Genomic DNA, 20,194 nt, shown 5'->3' with positions numbered 1-20,194 from the left:
CTAGCCGTCTGTTATTCGTTGAACTGGCGCAGGAAGCGCAAATCGCCTTCGTAGAACTGGCGCAGGTCGTTGACGCCGTAACGCAGCATCGTCAGGCGCTCGAGTCCGGAGCCGAAGGCAAAGCCGATATAACGTTCAGGGTCCAGGCCGAAGTTGCGCACCACCTGGGGGTGCACCTGGCCCGAGCCGGAGATCTCCAGCCAGCGGCCGCGGTTCGGGCCCGACGTGAACATCATGTCGATTTCGGCCGACGGCTCGGTGAACGGGAAGAACGACGGGCGGAAACGCACGACGAGATCGTCGCTTTCGAAGAAGCAACGCAGGAAATCGGTATACACGCCCTTCAGGTCGGCGAACGAGATGTCCTCGGCGATCCAGAGCCCTTCCACCTGGTGGAACATGGGCGAGTGCGTGGCGTCGCTGTCGACGCGGTAGGTGCGCCCCGGCGCGATGACCTTGATGGGCGGCTTGTGCATGCGGGCGTAACGCACCTGCATGGGGCTGGTGTGCGTGCGCAGCAGCAGCGGCAGGCCGTCGGCGTCTTTCATGTCGACGTAGAACGTGTCCTGCATGGAACGCGCCGGATGGTCCAGCGGGTTGTTGAGCGCGGTGAAATTGGTCCAGTCGTTCTCGACTTCGGGGCCGTCCGCCACGTCGAAGCCTATGGAGCGGAAGATCTCTTCGACGCGCTCCCAGGTCCGGATGACCGGATGGATGCCGCCCGGCACGCGGCCACGGCCCGGCAACGATACGTCAATGGTTTCGGAAGCCAGTCGGGCATCCAGTTCCGCTTGCACCAGGGCGGCGCGGCGCAGGTTCAGGAGCTCTTCGACCTTCTGCTTGGCCTGATTGATCCGGGCGCCCATGTCGCGCTTCTGCTCGGGATCGAGCTTGCCCAGCCCCTTGAGCAGGACCGTCAGCGCGCCGTCCTTGCCCAGGAAACGGGCCTTTGCGTTTTCGAGCGCGGCGGCGTCGGTGGCCGCGGCGAACCGTTCTTGCGCCTGGGAAACCAGGTCGTCAACCGATTGAGTCATGAAATCCAGCCTTCAAAACGCAAACGGGGCCATTACAGCCCCGTTTGCAGCGATGCGCGATGAGTTAAAGCGCGCGATCAGGCAGCCAAGGCAGCCTTGGCTTGCTGCACGATGGCGGCAAAGCCGGCCTTGTCGCGCACGGCCAGATCGGCCAGGACCTTGCGGTCGAGTTCGATCGCAGCCTTCTTCAGGCCGGCGATGAACACGCTGTAGCTGACGCCATGTTCGCGGACGGCGGCGTTGATACGCGTGATCCACAGCGCGCGGAACGTGCGCTTCTTGTTGCGGCGGTCGCGGTAGGCGTATTGGCCAGCGCGCATGACCGCTTGCTTGGCGATACGGAACACATTACCGCGGCGGCCACGATAACCCTTGGCGGCGGAAATGACTTTTTTGTGACGTGCGCGGGCAGTTACGCCGCGTTTGACGCGAGGCATAGTAGATCTCCCTTAGATCAAGCGAAAGGCATCATGGCTTTCACGGAAGCCACGTTGGATTCATGGACCGCTGCCGAACCGCGCAGCTGGCGCTTGGCCTTGGTCGTCTTCTTGGTCAGGATGTGACGCTTGAACGCCTGACCACGCTTGATGGATCCGCTGCCGCGAACCTGAAAGCGCTTTGCGGCGCTTTTCTTGGTTTTCATCTTGGGCATGATGATTCCCTAAACTGAACACTATTGTTGATTTACATGACGCGAGGTGCTTGTCGCAAGGCGGTTGGCGCCGCGCCGGCCATGAAGGCAGGCACGTTCGACCTACACCATTGCGGCAAAACTTGAGGACCTCTTGCCACTTCTGGGGGTACTTCCGGGGTACTTCTGGGATACTTCAACTACTGGGGTACTGCAACTTTCCCCGATGGCCCGGGCGAAAAAAATGGCCTGGATCCGGGAAAGCCTTTGATTATATGGTGATTTCCCTGGTTTTGTCGAGCCGGATCGGGGCTTGCGGGCAGACACAGGGGAACATGCAGGGACGGAACCCGTCCGCCCTGCCGACGGCAACGGACTCCGCCACGCATTATGCCCCCGGGCGCCGGTACTGCACCGCCTGCGCCACATGGTGCGCCTCCAGCCCGTCCGCCTCGTCGAGATCGGCGATGGTCCGGGCCACCCGCAGCGCACGATGCATGGCCCGGCCCGAGCCCGCCAGCCGGCGCATCGCCTGCAGCAACAGGTCGCGGGCCGGCGGCTGCAACGGGCAGTGGCGCTCCAGCTCCGCGCCGGCCAACGCGGCGTTCGGCTTGCCCTGGCGCGCCAGCTGGCGTTCACGGCAACGCGCCACGCGCGCCCTGACCGGCTCGGACGCCTCGCCCGGCGGCCCCTGCAGGCTTTCCAGATCGACCGGCGGCAACGTCAGGTGCAGGTCGATCCGGTCGAGCAGCGGCCCCGAGACCTTGCCGGCGTAGCGCGCCACCTGGTCGGGCGTGCACTGGCAGGCCCGCCGTGGATGGCCGCGCCAGCCGCAGGGGCAAGGATTCATCGCGGCCACCAGCTGGAAGCGGGCGGGAAACTGCGCCGTCTGCAGCGCCCGGGCGATGACCACCCTGCCCGTCTCCAGCGGCTCGCGCAGCGCCTCCAGCGTGCGCCGGCTGAATTCCGGCAGCTCGTCGAGGAACAACACCCCATGATGGGCCAGGCTGATCTCCCCCGGCCGTGGCCGGCCGCCGCCGCCCACCAGGGCGATGGCGGACGCCGAGTGGTGCGGCGCGCGAAACGGCGGCGTGCCCATCCTGACCGGCGGCGCGCCCGCCAGCGCGGCCAGGGCCGCGACCTCGAGCGCCTGCGCGCGCGCCAGCGGCGGCAACAGGCCCGGCAGGCGCGCGGCCAGCATGCTCTTGCCGGCCCCCGGCGGCCCCACCATCAGCAGGCTGTGGCCGCCCGCCGCCGCGACCTCCAGCGCGCGCCGCGCGCCCGGCTGCCCGCGCACGTCCGCCAGGCAGGGCATCGGCGGCGCCTCGGGCCAGGCGTCGGGCAGCGCGTCCGGCAGGCGGCAATGGCCCGCCACGTGCGCCGCCACGTCCGCCAGGCTGCGCGCCGACAACACCCGCAGCCCTTCGACCCAGGCCGCCTGTCCGGCGCTGCCGGCGGGCAGGATCAAGGTGGCGCCGGGGGATTCCCGCGCCACGCTCAACGCGATCACCAGGGCGGCGGCGACCGGCACCAGCGCGCCGGTCAGCGACAACTCGCCGGCCAGCACCAGGCCGGCCAGCAACGGATCCGGCGCCGGCGCGGCGGCGCCCTCGCCCGCGGTCGCCGCGCCCTCGCCCGGCGGCGCGAGTTGCCCCGCCGCCAGCAGCAGGCCGACGGCGATGGGCAGGTCGAACCGGCCCGATTCCTTGGGGATGTCGGCGGGAGACAGGTTGACGGTGATGCGGCCGGCGGGGAAATTGAAGCCGCTGTTGATGATGGCCGCGCGCACCCGCTCGCGGCTTTCGCGCACCTCGGTGTCGGGCAGGCCGACCACGTTGAAGCTGGGCAGTCCCGGCCCCAGGTGGGTTTCGACCCGCACCGCGTGGGCATGCAGGCCGCTGAGGGTACGGCTGGCGATTACGGCTAGCGTCAAGACAGTCTCCGATGGCGATCGAAGACGAGTATGGCGAAAACAAAAACGGCCGCGCAGGCGGCCGTGGCAAAAGTGTCCCGCGCGGATTACTTGTCCAGCGCGGACAGGCGCGACTCCAGCTGCTCGACGGTGGCGGCCAGCTGGTCGACGCGGGCACGCGTGCGCGCCAGCAGGTCGGCCTGCACATCGAATTCCTCGCGCGTGACCAGATCGAGCTTCGAGAACGCCTGCGTCATCATGGCGCGTACATTGCGCTCGACGTCCGCGGCCGGGCTGCGGGCGATCAGGTCGGAGATGTTCTTCTGGATGTCTTCCATCCACTGGGTGCGATTGTTCATAGCGGCCTCACGATGTTCTTGGTGCCTCAAGTGTAGTGCTTTCCACGGGCCTGGCCGCGGGCAAAAAAAAGGGCGGGCCGCATGCGGTGACCGCCCATCAAAGCACAGGAGAAAACCGGGCCGCCTTGGGGGCAGCCCCCTACCAACATCGTTACTGGCAGCCCATCTGCGTCGCCGACTGCGCGAACAGGTCGGCCGACTGCTTGCACTGGGACGCCAACTGCGTCTTGTCGCTGATCGTGGCCCACTGCGTCTTGGCCGCGTCGAGTTGCTGCTTGAAGCTGGCCGCCGCGGGGTTGGACGCGCCCAGCTTGTCCATGCACGCGCTGACCTTGGTCAGGTAGGCGTCGCATTCGGCGGGCAGGCCGGCGGTGGCGCCGGCGGCCGGGGCCGTGCTGGACGGCGCGGGCGTGGAAGCCGGCGGCGTGGTGGCCGCGGGCGGCGTGCCCGGCGTAGTGGTCGACGGCGCCGGCGTGGTCGATGCCGCGGGCGGCGCGGCCTTTTCGTCGCTCTTGTTGCAGCCGGCCAGGGCGGCCAGCGCGGCGGTCAGCGCCAGCACGGCAAAGGTCTTGCGTTGGATCGTCATCATTCCTCTTTCCTTTCTTGCTTTTCGTCTTTGTTCAGAGAGCCGCGACGCCGGTGTCTCCTGCCGCGGCCCGGTCACGCCCAGATACCGCCATGAGCTGGACTTGATTCTTCTTCAGCCTACCTTTGGCAACAAGCTTATGCGTGTAAACCCTCGTATCACGCCCCGCCCCCGTTTTGACACTCTGTCCGGACCGCTTTCAATCGCCTGACACCCGGACCATTCACCAGCCGAGGCCCGGCCAGCAACGTTCAGCGGCCTGTCGGGCAGTAAACGCCCAAGACCGCCGTGCCTGCGGCAAACGCGACAAAGCGCAACCGGCCCGGCATCAACTGGCAACAAATGGCGGCGGCGAAACATATTCCGTTGCATTCCTCACTTTGGCCCGGCATGCACCGGTTTGAGGCTGATGCGTGGTGCATGACGCACTATATTGGTGCATTCAGGCACAACAAACGCGCCTGCCTTCCCGCCTTCCGGGTACCGGCCCGCATGGCATGGAATTTGCTTGATTGACGATGCCAACGTGCAACCATGAGAGGAAATGCCATGAAACTCATCATCGCCATCATCAAGCCCTTCAAGCTCGACGAAGTGCGGGTGGCTCTATCCGGAATCGGCGTCCAGGGCCTCACCGTTACCGAAGTGAAAGGGTTCGGGCGCCAGAAAGGCCATACCGAGCTGTATCGCGGCGCGGAATACGCCGTCGACTTCCTGCCCAAGCTGCGTGTCGAGGCCGCCGTGCCCGACCACCTGGTCGACCAGGTCATCGAAGCCATCGAACAAGCCGCCCGCACCGGCAAGATCGGCGACGGCAAGATCTTCGCCGCCCCCCTTGAACAGGTGATCCGCATCCGGACGGGTGAAGCCGGCGAAGCTGCGCTGTAGAACAAATAAGAAAGACTCATTGGAGCCTGAAAATGGATAAAGCAGATATCTCCTGGTTGCTCGTCTCTACCCTCCTCGTATTGATGATGGCCGTACCCGGTCTGGCGATGTTCTATGGCGGCCTGGTACGCAGCAAGAACGTGCTGTCGGTGCTGCTGCAAGTGTTGTGCACGTTCGTGCTGGGCCTGGTCCTCTGGTTCATCTACGGTTATTCGCTCGCCTTCACCGAAGGCAATGCGTTCTTCGGCGGCCTCTCGCGCGCCTTCTTCTCCGGCATGTTCAATCCAGCCGACGGCAAGTACGCCATGTCGAACTCGCTGACCGAACTGCTGTTCGCCTCGTTCCAGGCCACGTTCGCCGGCATCACCTGCGCGCTGATCGTCGGCAGCTTCGCCGAACGCGCCCGCTTCTCGGCGGTGCTGGTGTTCACGGTGATCTGGTTCACCTTCGCCTACATCCCCATCGCGCACATGGTGTGGTTCGCCTCGGAAACCGTGCCGGGCCTGCTCAACGCCAAGGGCGCGCTGGACTTCGCCGGCGGCACCGTGGTGCACATCAACGCCGGCGTGGCCGGCCTGGTGGGCGCCTATGTGGTCGGCAAGCGCGTCGGTTACGGCCGTGAAGCCATGCAGCCGCACAACCTGCCGATGACCTTCGTCGGCGCCGCCCTGCTGTGGGTGGGCTGGTTCGGCTTCAACGCCGGCTCGGCCCTGGCCGCCAACGAGAACGCCACCCTGGCTTTCTTCAACACCATGATCGCCACCGCTGGCGCCGTGCTGTCCTGGCTGTTCACGGAATGGGCCATCAAGGGCAAGCCCTCGATGCTGGGCGCCGCCTCCGGCGCCATCGCCGGCCTGGTGGGCATCACCCCGGCGGCCGGCCTGGTCGGCCCGGTGGGCGCGCTGATCATCGGCGTGATTGCCGGCGTGGTCTGCGTGTGGGGCGTCAATGGCCTGAAGCGCCTGCTGCGCGCCGATGACGCGCTGGACGTGTTCGGCGTGCACGGCGTGGGCGGCATTGTCGGCGCCCTGCTGACCGGCGTCTTCAACGCCCAGGTCCTGGGCGGCCCTGGCCTGGCGGAACCCGGCATGATCCTGGGCCAGCTGTGGGTGCAGCTCGAAGGCGTGCTGCTGACCATCGTCTGGTCCGGCGTGGTCGCCTGGATCGCCTACAAGATCGCCAATACCCTGTGCGGCCTGCGCGTGCCGGAAGACCAGGAACGCGAAGGGCTGGACGTCACCAGCCACGGCGAATCGGCCTACCACAGCTGATCGTCACGCTCCCGCCCGCTGCCGGGCGGAGCGATGGAAAGCCCCCTCTCGCAGGGGGCTTTTTTTCGCCCGGGCGTAAAAAAAGCCCGGCGCAATGCGCCGGGCTTTCCTGGTCGCCGGAGCCATGCCCCGGCGCCAATGGCCGTCAGGCCAGATCGAGCGTGTCCAGATCGACCGGCAAGGCCCGGTTCAGGGCGCTGGCCACCTTCACGCGCAGCGCGTTGGTGTGCGCCCGCCGCACTTCCCGCTTCACGTCCAGCAGTTGCTGCGGATGCATGGAAAACTCGGTCAGGCCCAGGCCCAGCAACAGGCGCGTCATGCGCGAATCGCCGGCCATTTCACCGCATACCGCGACCGGCTTGCCGGCCCGCTCGCCCGCGTTGATGGTGTGGGCCACCAGCCGCAGCACGGCCGGATGCAGCGGATCGTACAGCGCCGCCACGTCGTGGTCGCCGCGGTCGATGGCCAGGGTGTACTGGATCAGGTCATTGGTGCCGATCGACAGGAAGTCCAGCGCCTGCGCGAAGGGCTCGATGGCGATCGCGATGGCGGGCACCTCGACCATGGCGCCGACTTCCATGTGCGGCGCGTAGGCCTGCCCGCGCGCATCCAGCTCGCGCCGGGCGGACTCGATGGCCGCGCGCGTCGCCACCACTTCATGCATGTGGGCGATCATCGGGATCAGCAGGCGCACCGGCCCGTGGGCCGAGGCCCGCAGGATGGCGCGCAACTGCGTCGCGAACATCTCCGGACGCGCCAGGCAGTAGCGGATGGCGCGCTGCCCCAGCGCCGGATTGGTGGCCACGGTGGCCTCGCCATCCAGCGTCTTGTCCGAGCCGATGTCGAGCGTGCGGATGGTGACCGGGCGGCCCGCCATCACCTTCACGACCGATGCATACGCCTCGTATTGTTCTTCCTCGCCCGGCAGGTCCGGACGCCCCATGAACAGGAACTCGCTGCGGAACAGGCCGATGCCGTGCGCGCCCGAGGCCAGCGCCAGCGCCGCCTCTTCCGGCAGCTCGATGTTGGCATGCAGGACGATGTCGATGCCGTCCAGGGTGACCGACGGCTCGTCGCGCAACAGGCCCAGCTCGGCGCGCTCGTCGGCGTAGGCGGCCTGGCGGCGGCGGTATTCCTGCAGGATGCGGTCCGACGGATTGACCACCACCGCGCCGGCGGCGCCGTCGATGATCAGCATGTCGCCGTCGCGCACCAGCTCGCGCACGTTGCCCATGGCCACCACGGCCGGCACGCCCATGCTGCGCGCCACGATGGCGGTATGCGAGGTCGGACCGCCCAGGTCGGTGACGAAGGCCGCGAAACGGCCGCCGCGCAGGCGCAGCATGTCGGCCGGCGAAATGTCGTGCGCCACCACCACCAGCGCGTCGTCGCCGCCCATGTGCGACATGTCCGGCAAGGTGGCCGAGGTGCCCGCCAGCACGTGCAGCACCCGCTCGATCACCTGGCGCACATCGGCGCCGCGCTCGCGCAGGTACTCGTCTTCCATGGCGTCGAACTGCTGGCCCAGGATCTGGCCCTGCGTCGTCAGCGCCCATTCGGCGTTGTAGTGGCGTTCGGCGATCAGCGCCAGCGTCTGCTCGGCCAGCAGCGGGTCGCCCAGGAGCAGGCTGTGCACGTTCAGCATGGCGCCCAGCTCGCGCGGCGCATCGGCCGGCAAGGTGTCGGCCAGCAGCCGCAATTCCTGCTGCGCCGAGGCCAGCGCCTCGGTCAGGCGGCGGCTTTCGGCCGGCACGTCCTCGGGGGCAATGCGGTAGTGCGCGACTTCCAGCGCCGCCGCGCCCATGACCACCGCGCGGCCGATGGCGTAGCCGCGCGCCACGCCCTTGCCGTACAAACAAATAACGGGGCTGGCAGAGCCAGCCCCGTCATGCGTCTGGACCGCGGCAGCGGCCGCGGACATGCCGGCCCCGACATCGTCAGGGCCGGCGGATTCGGAAACGCTGCTATTCCTGTTCACCGAATTTGCTATCGAACAGAGTTTCAATTTCGGAGAGCGCCTGCTCGGCATCGCTGCCCGAGGCCTCCAGCTTGACCGTCACGCCCAGGCCGGCGGCCAGCATCATGACCCCCATGATGCTCTTGGCGTTCACGCGCTGCGCGCCGCGCGAGATGAAGATCTCGCTCGAGAACTTGCTCGCCAATTGCGTCAGTTTGGCGGCCGCCCGCGCATGCAAACCCAGTTTGTTGCTGATGACAATGTCTGTATTAGGCATAGTGAATATTATGACCACGGCATCACACCGCAGTTGGTGATTGCAGCAAATTGTCGAACCGCTCGTCGGCTTGAAATATTAGCCGAAATAATCGGACGAGTTCCTGTCCGTCAGTCTACTCGCAATACCCCTTGCACCCCGCCCGCGAGCGCCTTTTCGCGGGTCTCGGCCAGCGAAAGGCTACGGTAGGTCAGCGCGCGCAACAACATCGGCGTGTTCAGGCCGGCCAGCACGCAGCACTGGATGCCCTGCGCCTGGGCGTCGGCCACGGCCCGCTTGGAGATATTGGCGGGCGTGGCGCCGATCAGGTCGGTCAGCACCAGCACGCCGCCGCCGTGGTCCTGCTCGAGGATGTCCTTGAGCACCGCGGGCGCCAGGTCGTCCGGCCGGTCCTCGGGCAGGATGTCGTGGATGGCCAGCATGCCGTCGAGGTTGCCCATGACGTGGCTGGCGCATTCGCGCATGGCGGCGCCCAGGGGCGCATGCACGACGATGACGATACCCGTGGTCATGACAGGTTCCAGGAGGATCAGGCCGCGGCCGGCACCGCGGCGCCGGCAGCCACCGCTTTCTCGAGCGCCTGCACGAACATGCCCGCGACGTCGAAACCGGTCTGTTCGGCGATTTCCACGAAACAGGTGGGGCTGGTGACGTTGACTTCGGTGACGTAGTCGCCGATGACGTCCAGGCCGACCAGCAGCAGGCCGCGCGCGGCCAGCTTGGGCGCCACGGCCTCGGCGATCTCGCGGTCGCGCGGCGACAGCGGCTGCGCCACGCCCCGGCCGCCGGCGGCCAGGTTGCCGCGGGTCTCGCCGGCCAGCGGAATGCGCGCCAGCGAATACGGCACCGGTTCGCCGCCGATCAGCAGGATGCGCTTGTCGCCCTTGACGATCTCGGGAATGTAACGCTGCGCCATGATGGTGCGCGCGCCGTTGTCGGTGAGCGTTTCCAGGATGGCGTTGAGGTTCGGATCCTTGGGCTGCAGGCGGAACACGCCGGTGCCGCCCATGCCGTCCAACGGCTTGACGATGACGTCGTGGTGCGTGTCGTGGAACGCCTTCAGGCGCGCCATGTTGCGCGTCACCAGCGTCGGCGCGGTGAACTCGCTGATCTCGGTGATGGCCAGCTTTTCGGGATGGTTGCGGATCGCCGCGCCGCTGTTGAACACCTTGGCGCCCTGCGCCTGGGCGTATTCGAGCAGGTGGGTGGAATACACGTATTCCATGTCGAAAGGCGGGTCTTTGCGCATCACCACCGCGCCGAAATCGGCCAGCGGCAGATCCTGGGACGCCGATTCGCGCCACCAGTCATGGCCGTGCAGGTCGGCGTCGGCCACCAGCTCGATGGGCGTGGTGACGGCCTTGACCGTGCCGGTCTCGATGTACAGGTCGCCCTGCATGGCCACGCTGAGCGTATGGCCGCGCGCCACCAGGGCACGCATCATGGCGACAGAACTGTCCTTGTACGCTTTCAAGAGCGGCAAGGGATCCAAAACGAACAAAACATGCATCGCGACACCCCGAACGTACGCCGCCTTCCCTTTCGGGAAGGCGGCTATCTATGACATCGTAGCGCAGAGCCGCCCAATAAGCGAACCCGCCGAACATGGGCTGGACGGCGGGTCGCGGGGAAGAGCGGCCAGGCCTCCCCGGACAGGAAGGCCGGCAGGAGCTTTATGCCGCCGATTCCGGCTTGCCCGCGGGGACAGCCTTCTTCTTCGGCGCCAGCACCATGACCATCTGACGGCCTTCGAGCTTCGGCATGGCTTCGACCTGGGCCAATTCCAGCAGATCGTCGCGCACACGCTCAAGTACCCGCATGCCCAGTTCCTGATGGGCCATTTCACGGCCACGGAACCGCAGCGTCACCTTGGCCTTGTCGCCTTCCTCGAGGAAGCGGCGCAGGTTGCGCAGCTTGACCTGGTAGTCGCCCTCGTCGGTGGCCGGACGGAATTTGACTTCCTTGACCTGGATGACCTTCTGCTTCGAACGAGCTTCGGCTTGACGCTTCTGCTCTTGGTACTTGAACTTACCGTAGTCCATCAAACGGCAGACCGGCGGCTCGGCGTTCGGCGCGATTTCCACCAGATCCACGTCGCTTTGCTCGGAAAGACGGAACGCGTCGGCGATCTTGACGATGCCCAGCTGTTCTCCGTCCAGACCTATCAGGCGCACCTCGGGGACGCGGATTTCACCGTTGATGCGATTGGCTTTTTCAGTGGCGATGTTGAAAGCTCCTACAAATGTTAAGCAGCGCTGCCATCGGGTTGATTGACGTCGCGGCGGGTGGATACGTCTTCGGACAGGCGAGCGACGAAGTCGTCGAACGCGATGGCGCCGAGGTCCAGACCCCCCAGACCGCGTACGGCGACGGTACCGTTTTGCTTCTCCTTGTCGCCGACGACGAGGATGTACGGCACCTTCTGCAGGCTGTGCTCCCGAATTTTACGAGTGATTTTTTCACCGCGCAAATCGGACTCTACTCTAAAGCCTTGTTTTTTCAGGCTTTGCGTGATTTCAGCCGCATAATCGGCCGAAGGTTCGGAAATGCAGCACACCACGGCCTGCACCGGAGCCAGCCAGGGCGGCATCGCGCCGGCGTGGTTTTCGATCAACATGCCGATGAAACGCTCGAGCGAACCCAGGATGGCGCGGTGCAGCATCACGGGCGGACGGCGCTGGTCGTTCTGGTCCACGTACTCGGCGCCCAGGCGCACGGGCATGGAGAAGTCGACCTGGATCGTGCCGCACTGCCAGTGGCGGCCGATGGCGTCCTTCAGCGTGTACTCGACCTTGGGGCCGTAGAACGCGCCCTCTCCCGGGGAGATCTCGAATTCGCAGCCGGTGCGGCGCAGGCTTTCCATCAGGGCCTGTTCGGCCGTGTCCCAGACCTCGTCCGAGCCGATGCGCTTTTCCGGGCGCGTGGCGACCTTGTACAGCACTTCGGTGAAGCCGAAGTCGCGGTAGACCTTCTGCAGCAGGGCCGTGAAGTCGGCGCATTCGTCCTGGAGCTGTTCTTCGGTACAGAAGATGTGGCCGTCGTCCTGCGTGAAGCCGCGCACGCGCATCATGCCGTGCAGCGAGCCGGACGGTTCGTTGCGGTGGCACTGGCCGAATTCGCCGTAGCGCAGCGGCAGCTCGCGGTACGAGTGCAGGCCGGCGTTGAAGATCTGCACGTGGCCCGGGCAGTTCATCGGCTTCAGGCCGTAGACGCGGTTCTCGGACTCCGTCGTGAACATGTTTTCACGGTAGTTGTCCCAGTGGCCCGTCTTCTTCCAGAGCGAGATGTCGAGGATCTGCGGCGCCTTCACTTCCTGGTAGCCGTTGTCGCGGTAGACGGAGCGCATGTACTGCTCCACCTGCTGCCACAGGGCCCAGCCCTTGGGGTGCCAGAAGATCAGGCCCGGCGCTTCGTCCTGGAAGTGGAACAGGTCGAGTTCGCGGCCGATCTTGCGGTGGTCGCGGCGCTCGGCCTCTTCCAGCATGTGCAGGTAGGCTTCCTGTTCTTCCTTGGTGGCCCAGGCCGTGCCGTAGATGCGCTGGAGCATCTCGTTCTTGCTGTCGCCGCGCCAGTAGGCGCCGGCCACCTTCATCAGCTTGAAGACCTTGAGCTTGCCCGTGGACGGCACGTGCGGGCCGCGGCACAGGTCGATGAACTCGCCTTCGCGATACAGGCTGAGCGGCTCGTTCGACGGGATCGAGGCGATGATCTCGGCCTTGTACTTTTCACCGATGCCCTTGAAGAATTCGACGGCGTCGTCGCGCGACCAGACTTCGCGCGTGACGATTTCGTCCTTCTTGGCCAGCTCGGCCATCTTCTTCTCGATGGCCGCCAGGTCTTCGGGCGTGAACGGGCGCTTGTACGAGAAGTCGTAGTAGAAGCCGTTGTCGATCACCGGGCCGATGGTGACCTGGGCGTCCGGGAACAGCTCCTTGACGGCGTAGGCCAGCAAGTGGGCCGTGGAATGGCGGATCATGTCCAGGCCGTCGGCGTCCTTGGCGGTCACGATGGCCAGGCGGGCGTCGCCCTCGATGCGGTAGCTGGTGTCGACCAGCGTGGAGTCGGCGCCGTCAAAGGTCACGCGGCCGCCCAACGCGGCTTTGGCCAATCCCGCGCCGATCGACTGCGCCACTTCGGCGACCGTGACCGGCCCCGGGTATTGGCGCTGCGAACCATCGGGCAATGTGATCTGTACCATCGGGAGTGCTTCCTGGGGTTCTTGGGAGAAAAAACGAAATTCAGAAACGACAAACGCGGCTGGTAGCCGCGTTCATTTGGTTGTCTTGCTGAGTCTTACCGCTGACCTGACACGGTGAAACCCGACGCACGAAAAACTAACGCGACATAGGGCGAAAGTTCCGGGTCGTAGTTCGTGCCAGCGGGAAAAACATGGTGCTCGGGCCTTCGGGATTGACTTGCGGTGCGCAGCGCCGGGACAAAAGGCGCGCTTATCGTTGCTGATTGTAGCACCCTTTGGGCCCATTTCGTGACATTTACGCTACAAAAGGGGCGGGATGACGGAGTGAACCCGGGCCGCTGGCGGCGGATGACGGGACGCCGGAGCCCCCTCAGGCCAGGTTGCGGCTGTCGGCGATCGCGGCCAGCGCGTGCATCACGCCCTCTTCCCAGTGCGGCGCGCGCAGCCCGAAGGTGCGCTCCAGCAGCCGGCTGTCGAGCCGCGAATTCAGGGGCCGGCGCGCCGAGGTCGGATATTGGTCGGACGACACCGCCCGGATGTCGCCCGGCGTCAACGTCACCGCCAGGCCCGCGCGCCGGGCCTGCTGCGCGATGAAGCAGGCGTATTCGTGCCAGCTGGCGTCGCCGGTGGCCGCCAGGTGGTACAGGCCGAACGGAAACACCGCCCCGGCCGGCCGCGCCAGGTAGCGCGCCACGACCTGCGCGGTGGCATCCGCGATGTACGCGGCGCCGGTAGGCGCGCCGCGCTGGTCGCTCACCACGCGCAGCGCTTCCGGCTGGCGCAGCGCCATCAGCATGGTCTTCAGGAAGCTGTTGCCGAACACGCCGTAGACCCACGACGTGCGGAACACCAGGTGGGCCGGATTCAGCGCCCGCACCGCCTGTTCGCCGGCCAGCTTGCTGCGGCCGTAGACGTTCAACGGCGCGGGTTCGTCCTGCTCGTCGTAGACGCCCGCCTTGGCGCCATTGAACACGTAGTCGGAGGAATAGTGGACGATGAGCGCGCCGCGGTCGGCCGCCAGCGCGGCCAATTCGCCCGCGGCCTCGGCGTTGATGCGCATGGCGCGCACCGTGTCTTCCTCGGCGCGCTCGACCGCGGTGTAGGCGGCCGCGTTGACGATGATGTCGGGCTTCTCGCGCCGCACCAGCCGCGCGATCTGCAACGGATAGGTCAGGTCGCAATCGGTCCGCCCGACCGCCGTCACCACGCCCAGCGGGGCAAGGCTGCGCCGCAGCTCGAAGCCGAGCTGGCCGTCCCTGCCGATCACGAGAATTTTGCTGGGCATCCGCCGTCCGCCGCCTTGCCAGTCCTGCGCCGCGGGCTGGCAACAGGCCGGCCCGGAAATGCTGCGATTTTATGCCTTGCGGGCAATCCCTCGCGAGGCGGATTTAACGTCGCGCAACGCCACCCCGTTCGTCGCTTAGTCTGATTCTCTCTTAGTTTTCGTCTATATGGCGCCGTAAGACCATAAGCTTCGCACTCGAATTTCGGACTGGTTACGGCGTGTGCGCGGCCCCGCCCCTTGGGCGCCCCTCTCCGCACCGATGTGTGCCTTTCCATTCTGTGGAGCCTAGATGAATACTCCCTCAGCGCCGGACAACGCCGTCTCGTCCGAGCCGCGATCCCCCGATGCGGTTGACCGCCCCAATTCCCGCAAGCACCTGCTGCTGTCACGCCCGCCCCCCGTCATCCGGGTGGCGATCCTGGACGACCACCCCGTCGTGGCGCTGGGCCTGGGCGCCTACCTCGACGCCCGCCCCGGCTTCCGCGTCATCCACCAGGAAACCTCCGCCCGCCGGCTGCTCGACAAGCTGGCGACCACGCCATGCGACATCGCCCTGGTCGACTTCTATCTGCCGCAGGAACCGTGGGATGGCGTCAACTACCTGCGCCGGCTGCGGCGCTATCACCCGAATCTGGCGATCATCACGTTCTCGGCCGGCAACCGCCAGGAAACCCAGTACGCCGCCTTCCGCGCCGGCGCCAACGGCTATCTGGCCAAGCAATGGGGCATGCTGCTGCTGCCCGAAATGATCCACGGCGTGCTCAGCAAGAAGAACCCGTTCCTGTCGGTGCACGAGGGCAAGATCCGGCCGGTGTCGCCGCGGCCGCCGCACGCCTTGCTGACGACATCCGAGGTCGAAGTCCTGCGCCACATCAGCCAGGGCATGTCGGTCACGCAGATCGCGATGCGCCTCAAGCGCAGCAAGAAGACCGTCAGCACCCACAAGCGCCGCGCCATGCGCAAGCTGCAGCTGTCGGATGACCTGGCGCTGGCCCTGTACCTGCGGGAAAAGTTCGCCGAATAGCAACGTGGCCGACGCGCGGTCGGCCACCGTTTCACGGAGAGGCGGCGGGCGCCTCAGATGATGCGCGAATAGCTGGCGGCGGTGCTGACCGTGCGCAGATAGCCGTCGAACGCCATGGCCACGGCCCTGACGAAGTACCAGCCCAGGCCGGTCACGCGCAGTTCGCCGGCCCGCAGGTTGACCAGGCCGAGTTCGGCCAGGTTGGCCACCTGCGACAGCTCGGGCCCGAAGTAGTCGCCGAACCGCAGGCCATGGCGCGCCTCGACCCGCGCGAAATCCACCCGCCCCTGGCACATGATGTCCATGATGACTTCGCGCCGCGCGAGGTCGTCGGCGCTGAGCGCCAGGCCCTTGTCGGTGGCGAAGCGGTCGGACTCGATGGCGGCGTAGTAGCCGTCCAGGTCCTTGGCGTTCTGGCTGTAGGTATTGCCGATGCGGCCGATGGCCGATATGCCCAACGCGACCAGGTCGCGGTCGGGCTGGGTGCTGTAGCCCTGGAAATTGCGATGCAGCTCGCCGCGCTGCTTGGCGATGGCCAAGGCGTCGGTGTTGAGCGCGAAATGGTCCATGCCGATGTAGGTGTAGCCCTGCTTGAGGAAGCCTTCGATGGCGGCGCTCAAGAGGCCGACACGCGTGGCGCGGTCGGGCAGGTCCAGCGGATTGATGCGGCGCTGGGGCTTGAAGCGTTCGGGCAGGTGGGCGTAGGCATAGAGCGCGATGCGGTCGGGCCGCAGCGCGCTGACCTGCGCGATGGTGCGGGCGAACGATTCGGTGGTCTGCAGCGGCAGGCCATAGATCAGGTCGACGTTGATCGAGGCGTAGCCGAGCGCGCGGGCGCTTTGCATCAGGTCGCGCACGTCCTCGAACGACTGCACGCGATGGACCGCCACCTGCACCTTGGGATCGAAATCCTGCACCCCGAAGCTGAGCCGGTTGAAGCCCAGCTTGCGCAGCCGTTCCAGCCGCTGCGGCGTGGCGGTGCGGGGATCGACCTCGATGGAGATTTCGGCATCGGGCTCGAAGCGGAAGGCGCCGCGCAGGTCCGCCATCAGGCGGTCGAGTTCCTCGTCGGACAGGAACGTGGGGGTGCCGCCGCCGAAATGCAGCTGCGAGACCGGCACGCCCGGGCCCAGCTCGGCCACGTGCAGCGCGATTTCCCGCGCCAGCGCGTCCAGGTAGCGGGCGGCGCGGTCGTGATGGCGGGTCACGACCTTGTTACAGGCGCAGTAGTAGCAGACCGAATCGCAGAACGGGATGTGCACGTACAGCGACAGCGGCTCGGTCGTACAGGAATCGCGGCGCTGGCGCAGGGCCTGGCGGTACTGTTCGACGCCGAAATCGCCGTGGTAGCGATCCGCCGTGGGGTAGGAGGTGTAGCGCGGCCCGTTCTTGTCCAGGCGCGCCAGCAACTGCGGCGGAAAGAAGGGTTCGGCGGCGGAGGCCGCAGGGTCGGCGGAGGCTGGGCGTAGGGCGGCTTGCATACCTCGAATTATTCGCCTGTGCCGCCCCACCCGCCTTGATCTTGCGCAAACGCGCCGCCCCATCCCAAGCGGGGACGCAACCCGCGATAAGCTTGCGCGCATGGCGCTTGACCCTCACGTCGCGTCAGGTTCCACCATCAGCCCCGTCACGATTCGAACAGGAGTTCCGCATGTTGTTGAAAGTGGGTGAATTGGCCAGGCGCGCCGGCCTCACGGTGCGCACGCTGCACCACTACGACAGCATCGGGCTGCTGGTCGCGTCGGTACGCTCCGATGCCGGCTACCGCTTGTACAACCGCGACGACATCGCGCGGCTGCACCAGATCCAGGCGCTACGCCGCCTGGGCCTGCCGCTGGCGGACATCGGAGATCTCCTGGCAAGGCCGGACGTGTCGCTGGCGGGCGTGATCGACCAGCAGATCCACATGCTGGAACATCAGCTGGCGCAGACCGCACGGCTGCGCGACCGGCTGCTGCGCCTGCGGGCGCAGCACGCGAGCGGCGCCGCGCCCGACCTTGCCGACTGGTTGCAAACTTTGGAGCTGATGACCATGTACGACAAGTACTTTACCGACCACGAACTGCGCACCCTGCCCTATTTCGCGCCCGACAGCGGCGTCCAGCAGCGCTGGGCCGCGCTCGCGCGCGAAGCCGCCGCCGCGCTGGCCGCCGGCATGGCGCCCGCCGACGAACGGGCCCAGGACCTGGCGCGCCGCTGGATGCTGCAGCTCGAGCACGACACCGCGTCGAACCCGGAACTGGCGGCGCGGCTGGACCATATGTTCAGCAGCGAACCGGCGCTGCAGCAGGACCAGGGCGTCACGCCGGCCATGATCGACTTCATCGTCGCGGCGTTCGCCGAGACCAAGATGCGCCTGTACGAAAAGTACCTGGCCGCCGATGAAATCGCCCATCTGCGCGCCAACTACGGCAAGCGCGTGAAGGAATGGATGCCGCTGGTGGCGCAGGTGCATCGCGCCATCGCCAACGGCGACGCGCCCGAGGCGCCCGCGTCGCGGGCCCTGGCGCGGCGCTGGCTGGAACTGTTCCGTTCGTACGCGGGCGACAGCCCCGCCACGCACGAGAAATTCCGCCACGCCATGGCCCAGGAACCCGAGCTGCTGGCGGGTACCTGGGTCACGCCGGACACCCTGGCGTTCCTGCGGCAGGCAATGACGCCTCCGTAAGGCATCGAGCTCGGACCCGCGGGGCGCCAGCGCCGGCCGGCGCCCCGTAAAATGCCGGGATTCCTCCATTACAAGGACATCCCCGTGGAAACCGAACTCGACGGCCGCCTGCTCGCCTTGCGCCAGGCGATGGCGATCGCCATCGCCCTGTCCACCCGCGGCAGCCCCCAGGCCACCGACATGGCGCTGGAACTGCTGGACGACCTGAAAGCCAACCTGGACAACACGCCGTCGGACAGCCCCTTCGAAAAGCCCGAATGGGCGCTTGGCGCGCACGACGAACTGGAAGGCATCGCGCGTCTGGTGCGGGCCTTCACGCAGACGCCCGAACCGGACGAAGACGGCGCGTAAGGCGCTGCCGGCGCGGCCATCGCCGCGCCACCCCGGCCCCGCTAGCGCGCGAGGCCGGCGCCGCAGGCCGCGACCGGCGGCTTGACGCGCCAGTGCAGTTTGGGGAATGCAGCCCCCACCGGCTCGAACCCCTCGGGCGCGACCCGCGCCTTGCTCAACTCCAGCGCGCCGCAATCGGCCACCAGGTGGGCGCCGACCCATGGGCTGAATCGCGGCTGTCCGTTGATCAGCACCAGCGGCCTTTCGGGCAACCGCAGCGACAACGCGCCCGACTCTTCCCAAGGACCGGAAATGACCCGGACCGGCCCGCCCAGCGCGGCTACGGCGCGGGCATGCAGCGTGTCGGCCAACGCCTGCGCGTCGAAATAGCGCCAGTCGGTCGGCCGCCGCAGCAGGCCCAGGCCATTGGGCGCCGTCAGCTCCACCCGCAGCATCAGCACCAGCTGGATGACGATGAATACCAGCATCGCCCGGCGCGGCCGGAAAGGGGCGCTCCAGGCCGCGCGCGCCCCTTCCATCGCGGCCGGCACGATGAACAGTAGGAACGGCGTGCCCCAGTGCAGCTGGATGTGCGATCCCGAGATCAGCGCCATGACGCTGACGAACACCAGCGGCGTCAGGCCGAACGACAGCAGCAGGGTGCGCCCCGCGTCGCCGGTGGTGGCGGTGGCGGTGGCGGTCGCAGTCGCGGTAACAGTAGCGGTAGCGGTAACAGTAGCGGTAGCGGTAGCGGTAGCAGTAGCGTTGAGTGACGCGGCAAGGCGCCGCCGTTCGCGGCGGCCCAGCAGCCACAGCGCCGCCAGGAACAGCCAGGCCGGCAAGGCCCGGTTCAGCAATTGGTCGCCCCACCACCTGGCGACCTCATGCCACCGGGCAAGCCACGGCAGGCCGGCCGCCAGCGATGACGACATGGCGTAGTTCAGCGGCTCGAAATCGTGCTGGATCAGCCAGACCAGGTGCGGCGAGAACACCGCCAGCGCGGCCAGGCCCGCCACCTGCAGGCCAAAGACGTGCATGGGATCGCGCCAGGCCCGGCGGATGCACCAGAACACCAGCACCGCCAACCCGGCCACCGCGATCTGGTACTTGGCCAGCGCCCCCAGCCCCAGGCACCCGCCCAGCACGACCCACCAGCCGATCTTGCGGGTCGTGTAGGCCTTCCAACAGGCCAGCGCACAGCCGGCCACCAGCGGGATCAGGACGATCTCGTGGTTGTAGAAATACAGACGGCCGTTGTAGAAGGTGACGCACAGGCCCGCCAGCGCTGCGAGCGCGGCGTGGGCCTCGCCGCGCATGTCGCGCAGCAGGCGCCACATCAGCGCGAACGCGCCCAGCACGCAGGCCGCGCCCATGACATAGGTGGCCCAGGCGGTCCCGCCCAGCAGCTGCACCACCGGCCAGAGCAGCCAGGTCGGTAGCGGCGGATGCTTGTAGTAGCCCCATTCCAGGCTGCGCACCCAGATGAGTTGCTCGATGTTGTCCGTCGGCGGGGCCAGCACGGCCCGGTCCAGCAGCCAGAGCCAGGCGGCCGCGAACACCAGCATGCCGATCCCGACCCGCCATGGATCCGGTTTCCAGGCCTCGTCGCCATTCCGTCGCACGCCACACTCCCAGTCTTGGCGTACGCAAAGCCCCGCCCTGTTTCCCCGGTTTCCGGGACGCAGGGATTATCGGGTCCGGCTCGCGTCACGACGTCGATGAATTTGTCCGGCAATTGTTCGAAAACTGTAAAGCGCGATGGCGGGGAACAGGG

General features: G+C 66.9%; 20 protein-coding genes. 5 read left to right on the top strand and 15 right to left on the bottom strand.

The features are described from left to right. Positions 1 to 11: 11 nt before the first annotated feature. The 6 genes from pheS to AC1HFW_RS03765 all read right to left on the bottom strand — a co-directional run bounded on the left by pheS (position 12) and on the right by AC1HFW_RS03765 (position 4,525). Entirely contained in the window at positions 12 to 1,034 is a 1,023-nt protein-coding gene (pheS, locus tag AC1HFW_RS03790) for a phenylalanine--tRNA ligase subunit alpha (protein ID WP_054432353.1), read from the bottom strand. Between the two features lie 77 nt (positions 1,035 to 1,111). Further along, a complete protein-coding gene (rplT, locus tag AC1HFW_RS03785; protein ID WP_006387998.1) occupies positions 1,112 to 1,471 on the bottom strand; it encodes a 50S ribosomal protein L20 in 360 nt (119 codons plus the stop codon). Between the two features lie 17 nt (positions 1,472 to 1,488). After that, positions 1,489 to 1,686 carry a 50S ribosomal protein L35 gene (rpmI, locus tag AC1HFW_RS03780; protein WP_006394064.1) on the bottom strand — a complete coding sequence of 66 codons (198 nt, stop codon included), beginning with the start codon at positions 1,684 to 1,686 and terminating at the stop codon, positions 1,489 to 1,491. Positions 1,687 to 2,053: 367 nt separating this feature from the next. Beyond that, a complete protein-coding gene (locus AC1HFW_RS03775; RefSeq protein ID WP_479281855.1) occupies positions 2,054 to 3,598 on the bottom strand; it encodes a YifB family Mg chelatase-like AAA ATPase in 1,545 nt (514 codons plus the stop codon). A gap of 86 nt (positions 3,599 to 3,684) precedes the next feature. Next, positions 3,685 to 3,936 (bottom strand): accessory factor UbiK family protein, encoded by a 252-nt coding sequence (locus AC1HFW_RS03770; RefSeq protein ID WP_006394062.1) that lies wholly within the window; start codon positions 3,934 to 3,936, stop codon positions 3,685 to 3,687. 151 nt (positions 3,937 to 4,087) lie between these two features. Beyond that, positions 4,088 to 4,525 carry a DUF5339 family protein gene (locus AC1HFW_RS03765; RefSeq protein ID WP_006394061.1) on the bottom strand — a complete coding sequence of 146 codons (438 nt, stop codon included), beginning with the start codon at positions 4,523 to 4,525 and terminating at the stop codon, positions 4,088 to 4,090. A gap of 546 nt (positions 4,526 to 5,071) precedes the next feature. On the opposite strand from AC1HFW_RS03765, the gene AC1HFW_RS03760 reads away from it, so the two are divergent. Next, entirely contained in the window at positions 5,072 to 5,410 is a 339-nt protein-coding gene (locus AC1HFW_RS03760) for a P-II family nitrogen regulator (protein WP_006218735.1), read from the top strand. A gap of 32 nt (positions 5,411 to 5,442) precedes the next feature. Beyond that, a complete protein-coding gene (gene amt, locus AC1HFW_RS03755) occupies positions 5,443 to 6,681 on the top strand; it encodes an ammonium transporter (RefSeq protein ID WP_479281853.1) in 1,239 nt (412 codons plus the stop codon). A gap of 145 nt (positions 6,682 to 6,826) precedes the next feature. Here amt and ptsP read toward each other — a convergent pair whose 3' ends face one another. From ptsP to rfbD, 7 genes are all read right to left on the bottom strand, one after another. Beyond that, complete coding sequence (gene ptsP, locus AC1HFW_RS03750; RefSeq protein ID WP_050813141.1) at positions 6,827 to 8,602, bottom strand: phosphoenolpyruvate--protein phosphotransferase; 1,776 nt, start codon at positions 8,600 to 8,602, stop codon at positions 6,827 to 6,829. A gap of 43 nt (positions 8,603 to 8,645) precedes the next feature. Beyond that, entirely contained in the window at positions 8,646 to 8,915 is a 270-nt protein-coding gene (locus AC1HFW_RS03745) for an HPr family phosphocarrier protein (protein WP_006387993.1), read from the bottom strand. 110 nt (positions 8,916 to 9,025) lie between these two features. After that, positions 9,026 to 9,427 (bottom strand): PTS sugar transporter subunit IIA, encoded by a 402-nt coding sequence (locus AC1HFW_RS03740; RefSeq protein ID WP_006394058.1) that lies wholly within the window; start codon positions 9,425 to 9,427, stop codon positions 9,026 to 9,028. 17 nt (positions 9,428 to 9,444) lie between these two features. Then, the gene (gshB, locus tag AC1HFW_RS03735) at positions 9,445 to 10,425 is read right to left on the bottom strand and encodes a glutathione synthase (RefSeq protein ID WP_061071776.1); all 981 of its coding nucleotides are present in this window, start codon (positions 10,423 to 10,425) and stop codon (positions 9,445 to 9,447) included. Between the two features lie 163 nt (positions 10,426 to 10,588). Beyond that, a complete protein-coding gene (gene infC, locus AC1HFW_RS03730; protein ID WP_080551054.1) occupies positions 10,589 to 11,140 on the bottom strand; it encodes a translation initiation factor IF-3 in 552 nt (183 codons plus the stop codon). A gap of 20 nt (positions 11,141 to 11,160) precedes the next feature. Further along, positions 11,161 to 13,113, bottom strand: coding sequence for a threonine--tRNA ligase (thrS, locus tag AC1HFW_RS03725; RefSeq protein WP_054474767.1), 1,953 nt, complete (start codon positions 13,111 to 13,113; stop codon positions 11,161 to 11,163). A gap of 370 nt (positions 13,114 to 13,483) precedes the next feature. Further along, a complete protein-coding gene (gene rfbD, locus AC1HFW_RS03720; protein ID WP_479281850.1) occupies positions 13,484 to 14,398 on the bottom strand; it encodes a dTDP-4-dehydrorhamnose reductase in 915 nt (304 codons plus the stop codon). Between the two features lie 289 nt (positions 14,399 to 14,687). On the opposite strand from rfbD, the gene AC1HFW_RS03715 reads away from it, so the two are divergent. Then, positions 14,688 to 15,422, top strand: coding sequence for a response regulator transcription factor (locus AC1HFW_RS03715; RefSeq protein ID WP_006394052.1), 735 nt, complete (start codon positions 14,688 to 14,690; stop codon positions 15,420 to 15,422). A 53-nt stretch (positions 15,423 to 15,475) separates the two neighbouring features. On the opposite strand, the gene hemN is transcribed toward AC1HFW_RS03715, so the two are convergent. Further along, entirely contained in the window at positions 15,476 to 16,903 is a 1,428-nt protein-coding gene (gene hemN / locus AC1HFW_RS03710) for an oxygen-independent coproporphyrinogen III oxidase (protein ID WP_479281847.1), read from the bottom strand. 170 nt (positions 16,904 to 17,073) lie between these two features. Here hemN and AC1HFW_RS03705 point away from each other — a divergent pair, with 170 nt between their 5' ends. Next, positions 17,074 to 18,090 (top strand): MerR family transcriptional regulator, encoded by a 1,017-nt coding sequence (locus AC1HFW_RS03705; protein WP_061071780.1) that lies wholly within the window; start codon positions 17,074 to 17,076, stop codon positions 18,088 to 18,090. A 51-nt stretch (positions 18,091 to 18,141) separates the two neighbouring features. Beyond that, complete coding sequence (locus tag AC1HFW_RS03700; RefSeq protein WP_225856681.1) at positions 18,142 to 18,441, top strand: hypothetical protein; 300 nt, start codon at positions 18,142 to 18,144, stop codon at positions 18,439 to 18,441. Positions 18,442 to 18,482: 41 nt separating this feature from the next. Here the strand turns inward: AC1HFW_RS03700 and AC1HFW_RS03695 are convergent, their stop codons facing one another. Further along, the gene (locus tag AC1HFW_RS03695; protein ID WP_479281845.1) at positions 18,483 to 20,042 is read right to left on the bottom strand and encodes a glycosyltransferase family 39 protein; all 1,560 of its coding nucleotides are present in this window, start codon (positions 20,040 to 20,042) and stop codon (positions 18,483 to 18,485) included. Positions 20,043 to 20,194: the final 152 nt, after the last annotated feature.

Source organism: Achromobacter sp. ISS7 (genome assembly GCF_056523125.1).
The sequence above is the reverse complement of the archived record's forward strand: the minus strand, read 5'-3'. Positions and strand labels throughout refer to the sequence as shown.

Bases quoted from the DNA above. Each gene is read 5' to 3' on its own strand.
- pheS (WP_054432353.1), bottom strand. From the start codon at position 1,034: ATGACTCAATCGGTTGACGACCTGGTTTCCCAGGCGCAAGAACGGTTC.
- rplT (WP_006387998.1), bottom strand. From the start codon at position 1,471: ATGCCTCGCGTCAAACGCGGCGTAACTGCCCGCGCACGTCACAAAAAA.
- rpmI (WP_006394064.1), bottom strand. From the start codon at position 1,686: ATGCCCAAGATGAAAACCAAGAAAAGCGCCGCAAAGCGCTTTCAGGTT.
- AC1HFW_RS03770 (WP_006394062.1), bottom strand. From the start codon at position 3,936: ATGAACAATCGCACCCAGTGGATGGAAGACATCCAGAAGAACATCTCC.
- AC1HFW_RS03765 (WP_006394061.1), bottom strand. From the start codon at position 4,525: ATGATGACGATCCAACGCAAGACCTTTGCCGTGCTGGCGCTGACCGCC.
- AC1HFW_RS03760 (WP_006218735.1), top strand. From the start codon at position 5,072: ATGAAACTCATCATCGCCATCATCAAGCCCTTCAAGCTCGACGAAGTG.
- amt (WP_479281853.1), top strand. From the start codon at position 5,443: ATGGATAAAGCAGATATCTCCTGGTTGCTCGTCTCTACCCTCCTCGTA.
- ptsP (WP_050813141.1), bottom strand. From the start codon at position 8,602: ATGTCCGCGGCCGCTGCCGCGGTCCAGACGCATGACGGGGCTGGCTCT.
- AC1HFW_RS03745 (WP_006387993.1), bottom strand. From the start codon at position 8,915: ATGCCTAATACAGACATTGTCATCAGCAACAAACTGGGTTTGCATGCG.
- AC1HFW_RS03740 (WP_006394058.1), bottom strand. From the start codon at position 9,427: ATGACCACGGGTATCGTCATCGTCGTGCATGCGCCCCTGGGCGCCGCC.
- gshB (WP_061071776.1), bottom strand. From the start codon at position 10,425: ATGCATGTTTTGTTCGTTTTGGATCCCTTGCCGCTCTTGAAAGCGTAC.
- thrS (WP_054474767.1), bottom strand. From the start codon at position 13,113: ATGGTACAGATCACATTGCCCGATGGTTCGCAGCGCCAATACCCGGGG.
- rfbD (WP_479281850.1), bottom strand. From the start codon at position 14,398: ATGCCCAGCAAAATTCTCGTGATCGGCAGGGACGGCCAGCTCGGCTTC.
- AC1HFW_RS03715 (WP_006394052.1), top strand. From the start codon at position 14,688: ATGAATACTCCCTCAGCGCCGGACAACGCCGTCTCGTCCGAGCCGCGA.
- hemN (WP_479281847.1), bottom strand. From the start codon at position 16,903: ATGCAAGCCGCCCTACGCCCAGCCTCCGCCGACCCTGCGGCCTCCGCC.
- AC1HFW_RS03705 (WP_061071780.1), top strand. From the start codon at position 17,074: ATGTTGTTGAAAGTGGGTGAATTGGCCAGGCGCGCCGGCCTCACGGTG.
- AC1HFW_RS03700 (WP_225856681.1), top strand. From the start codon at position 18,142: ATGCCGGGATTCCTCCATTACAAGGACATCCCCGTGGAAACCGAACTC.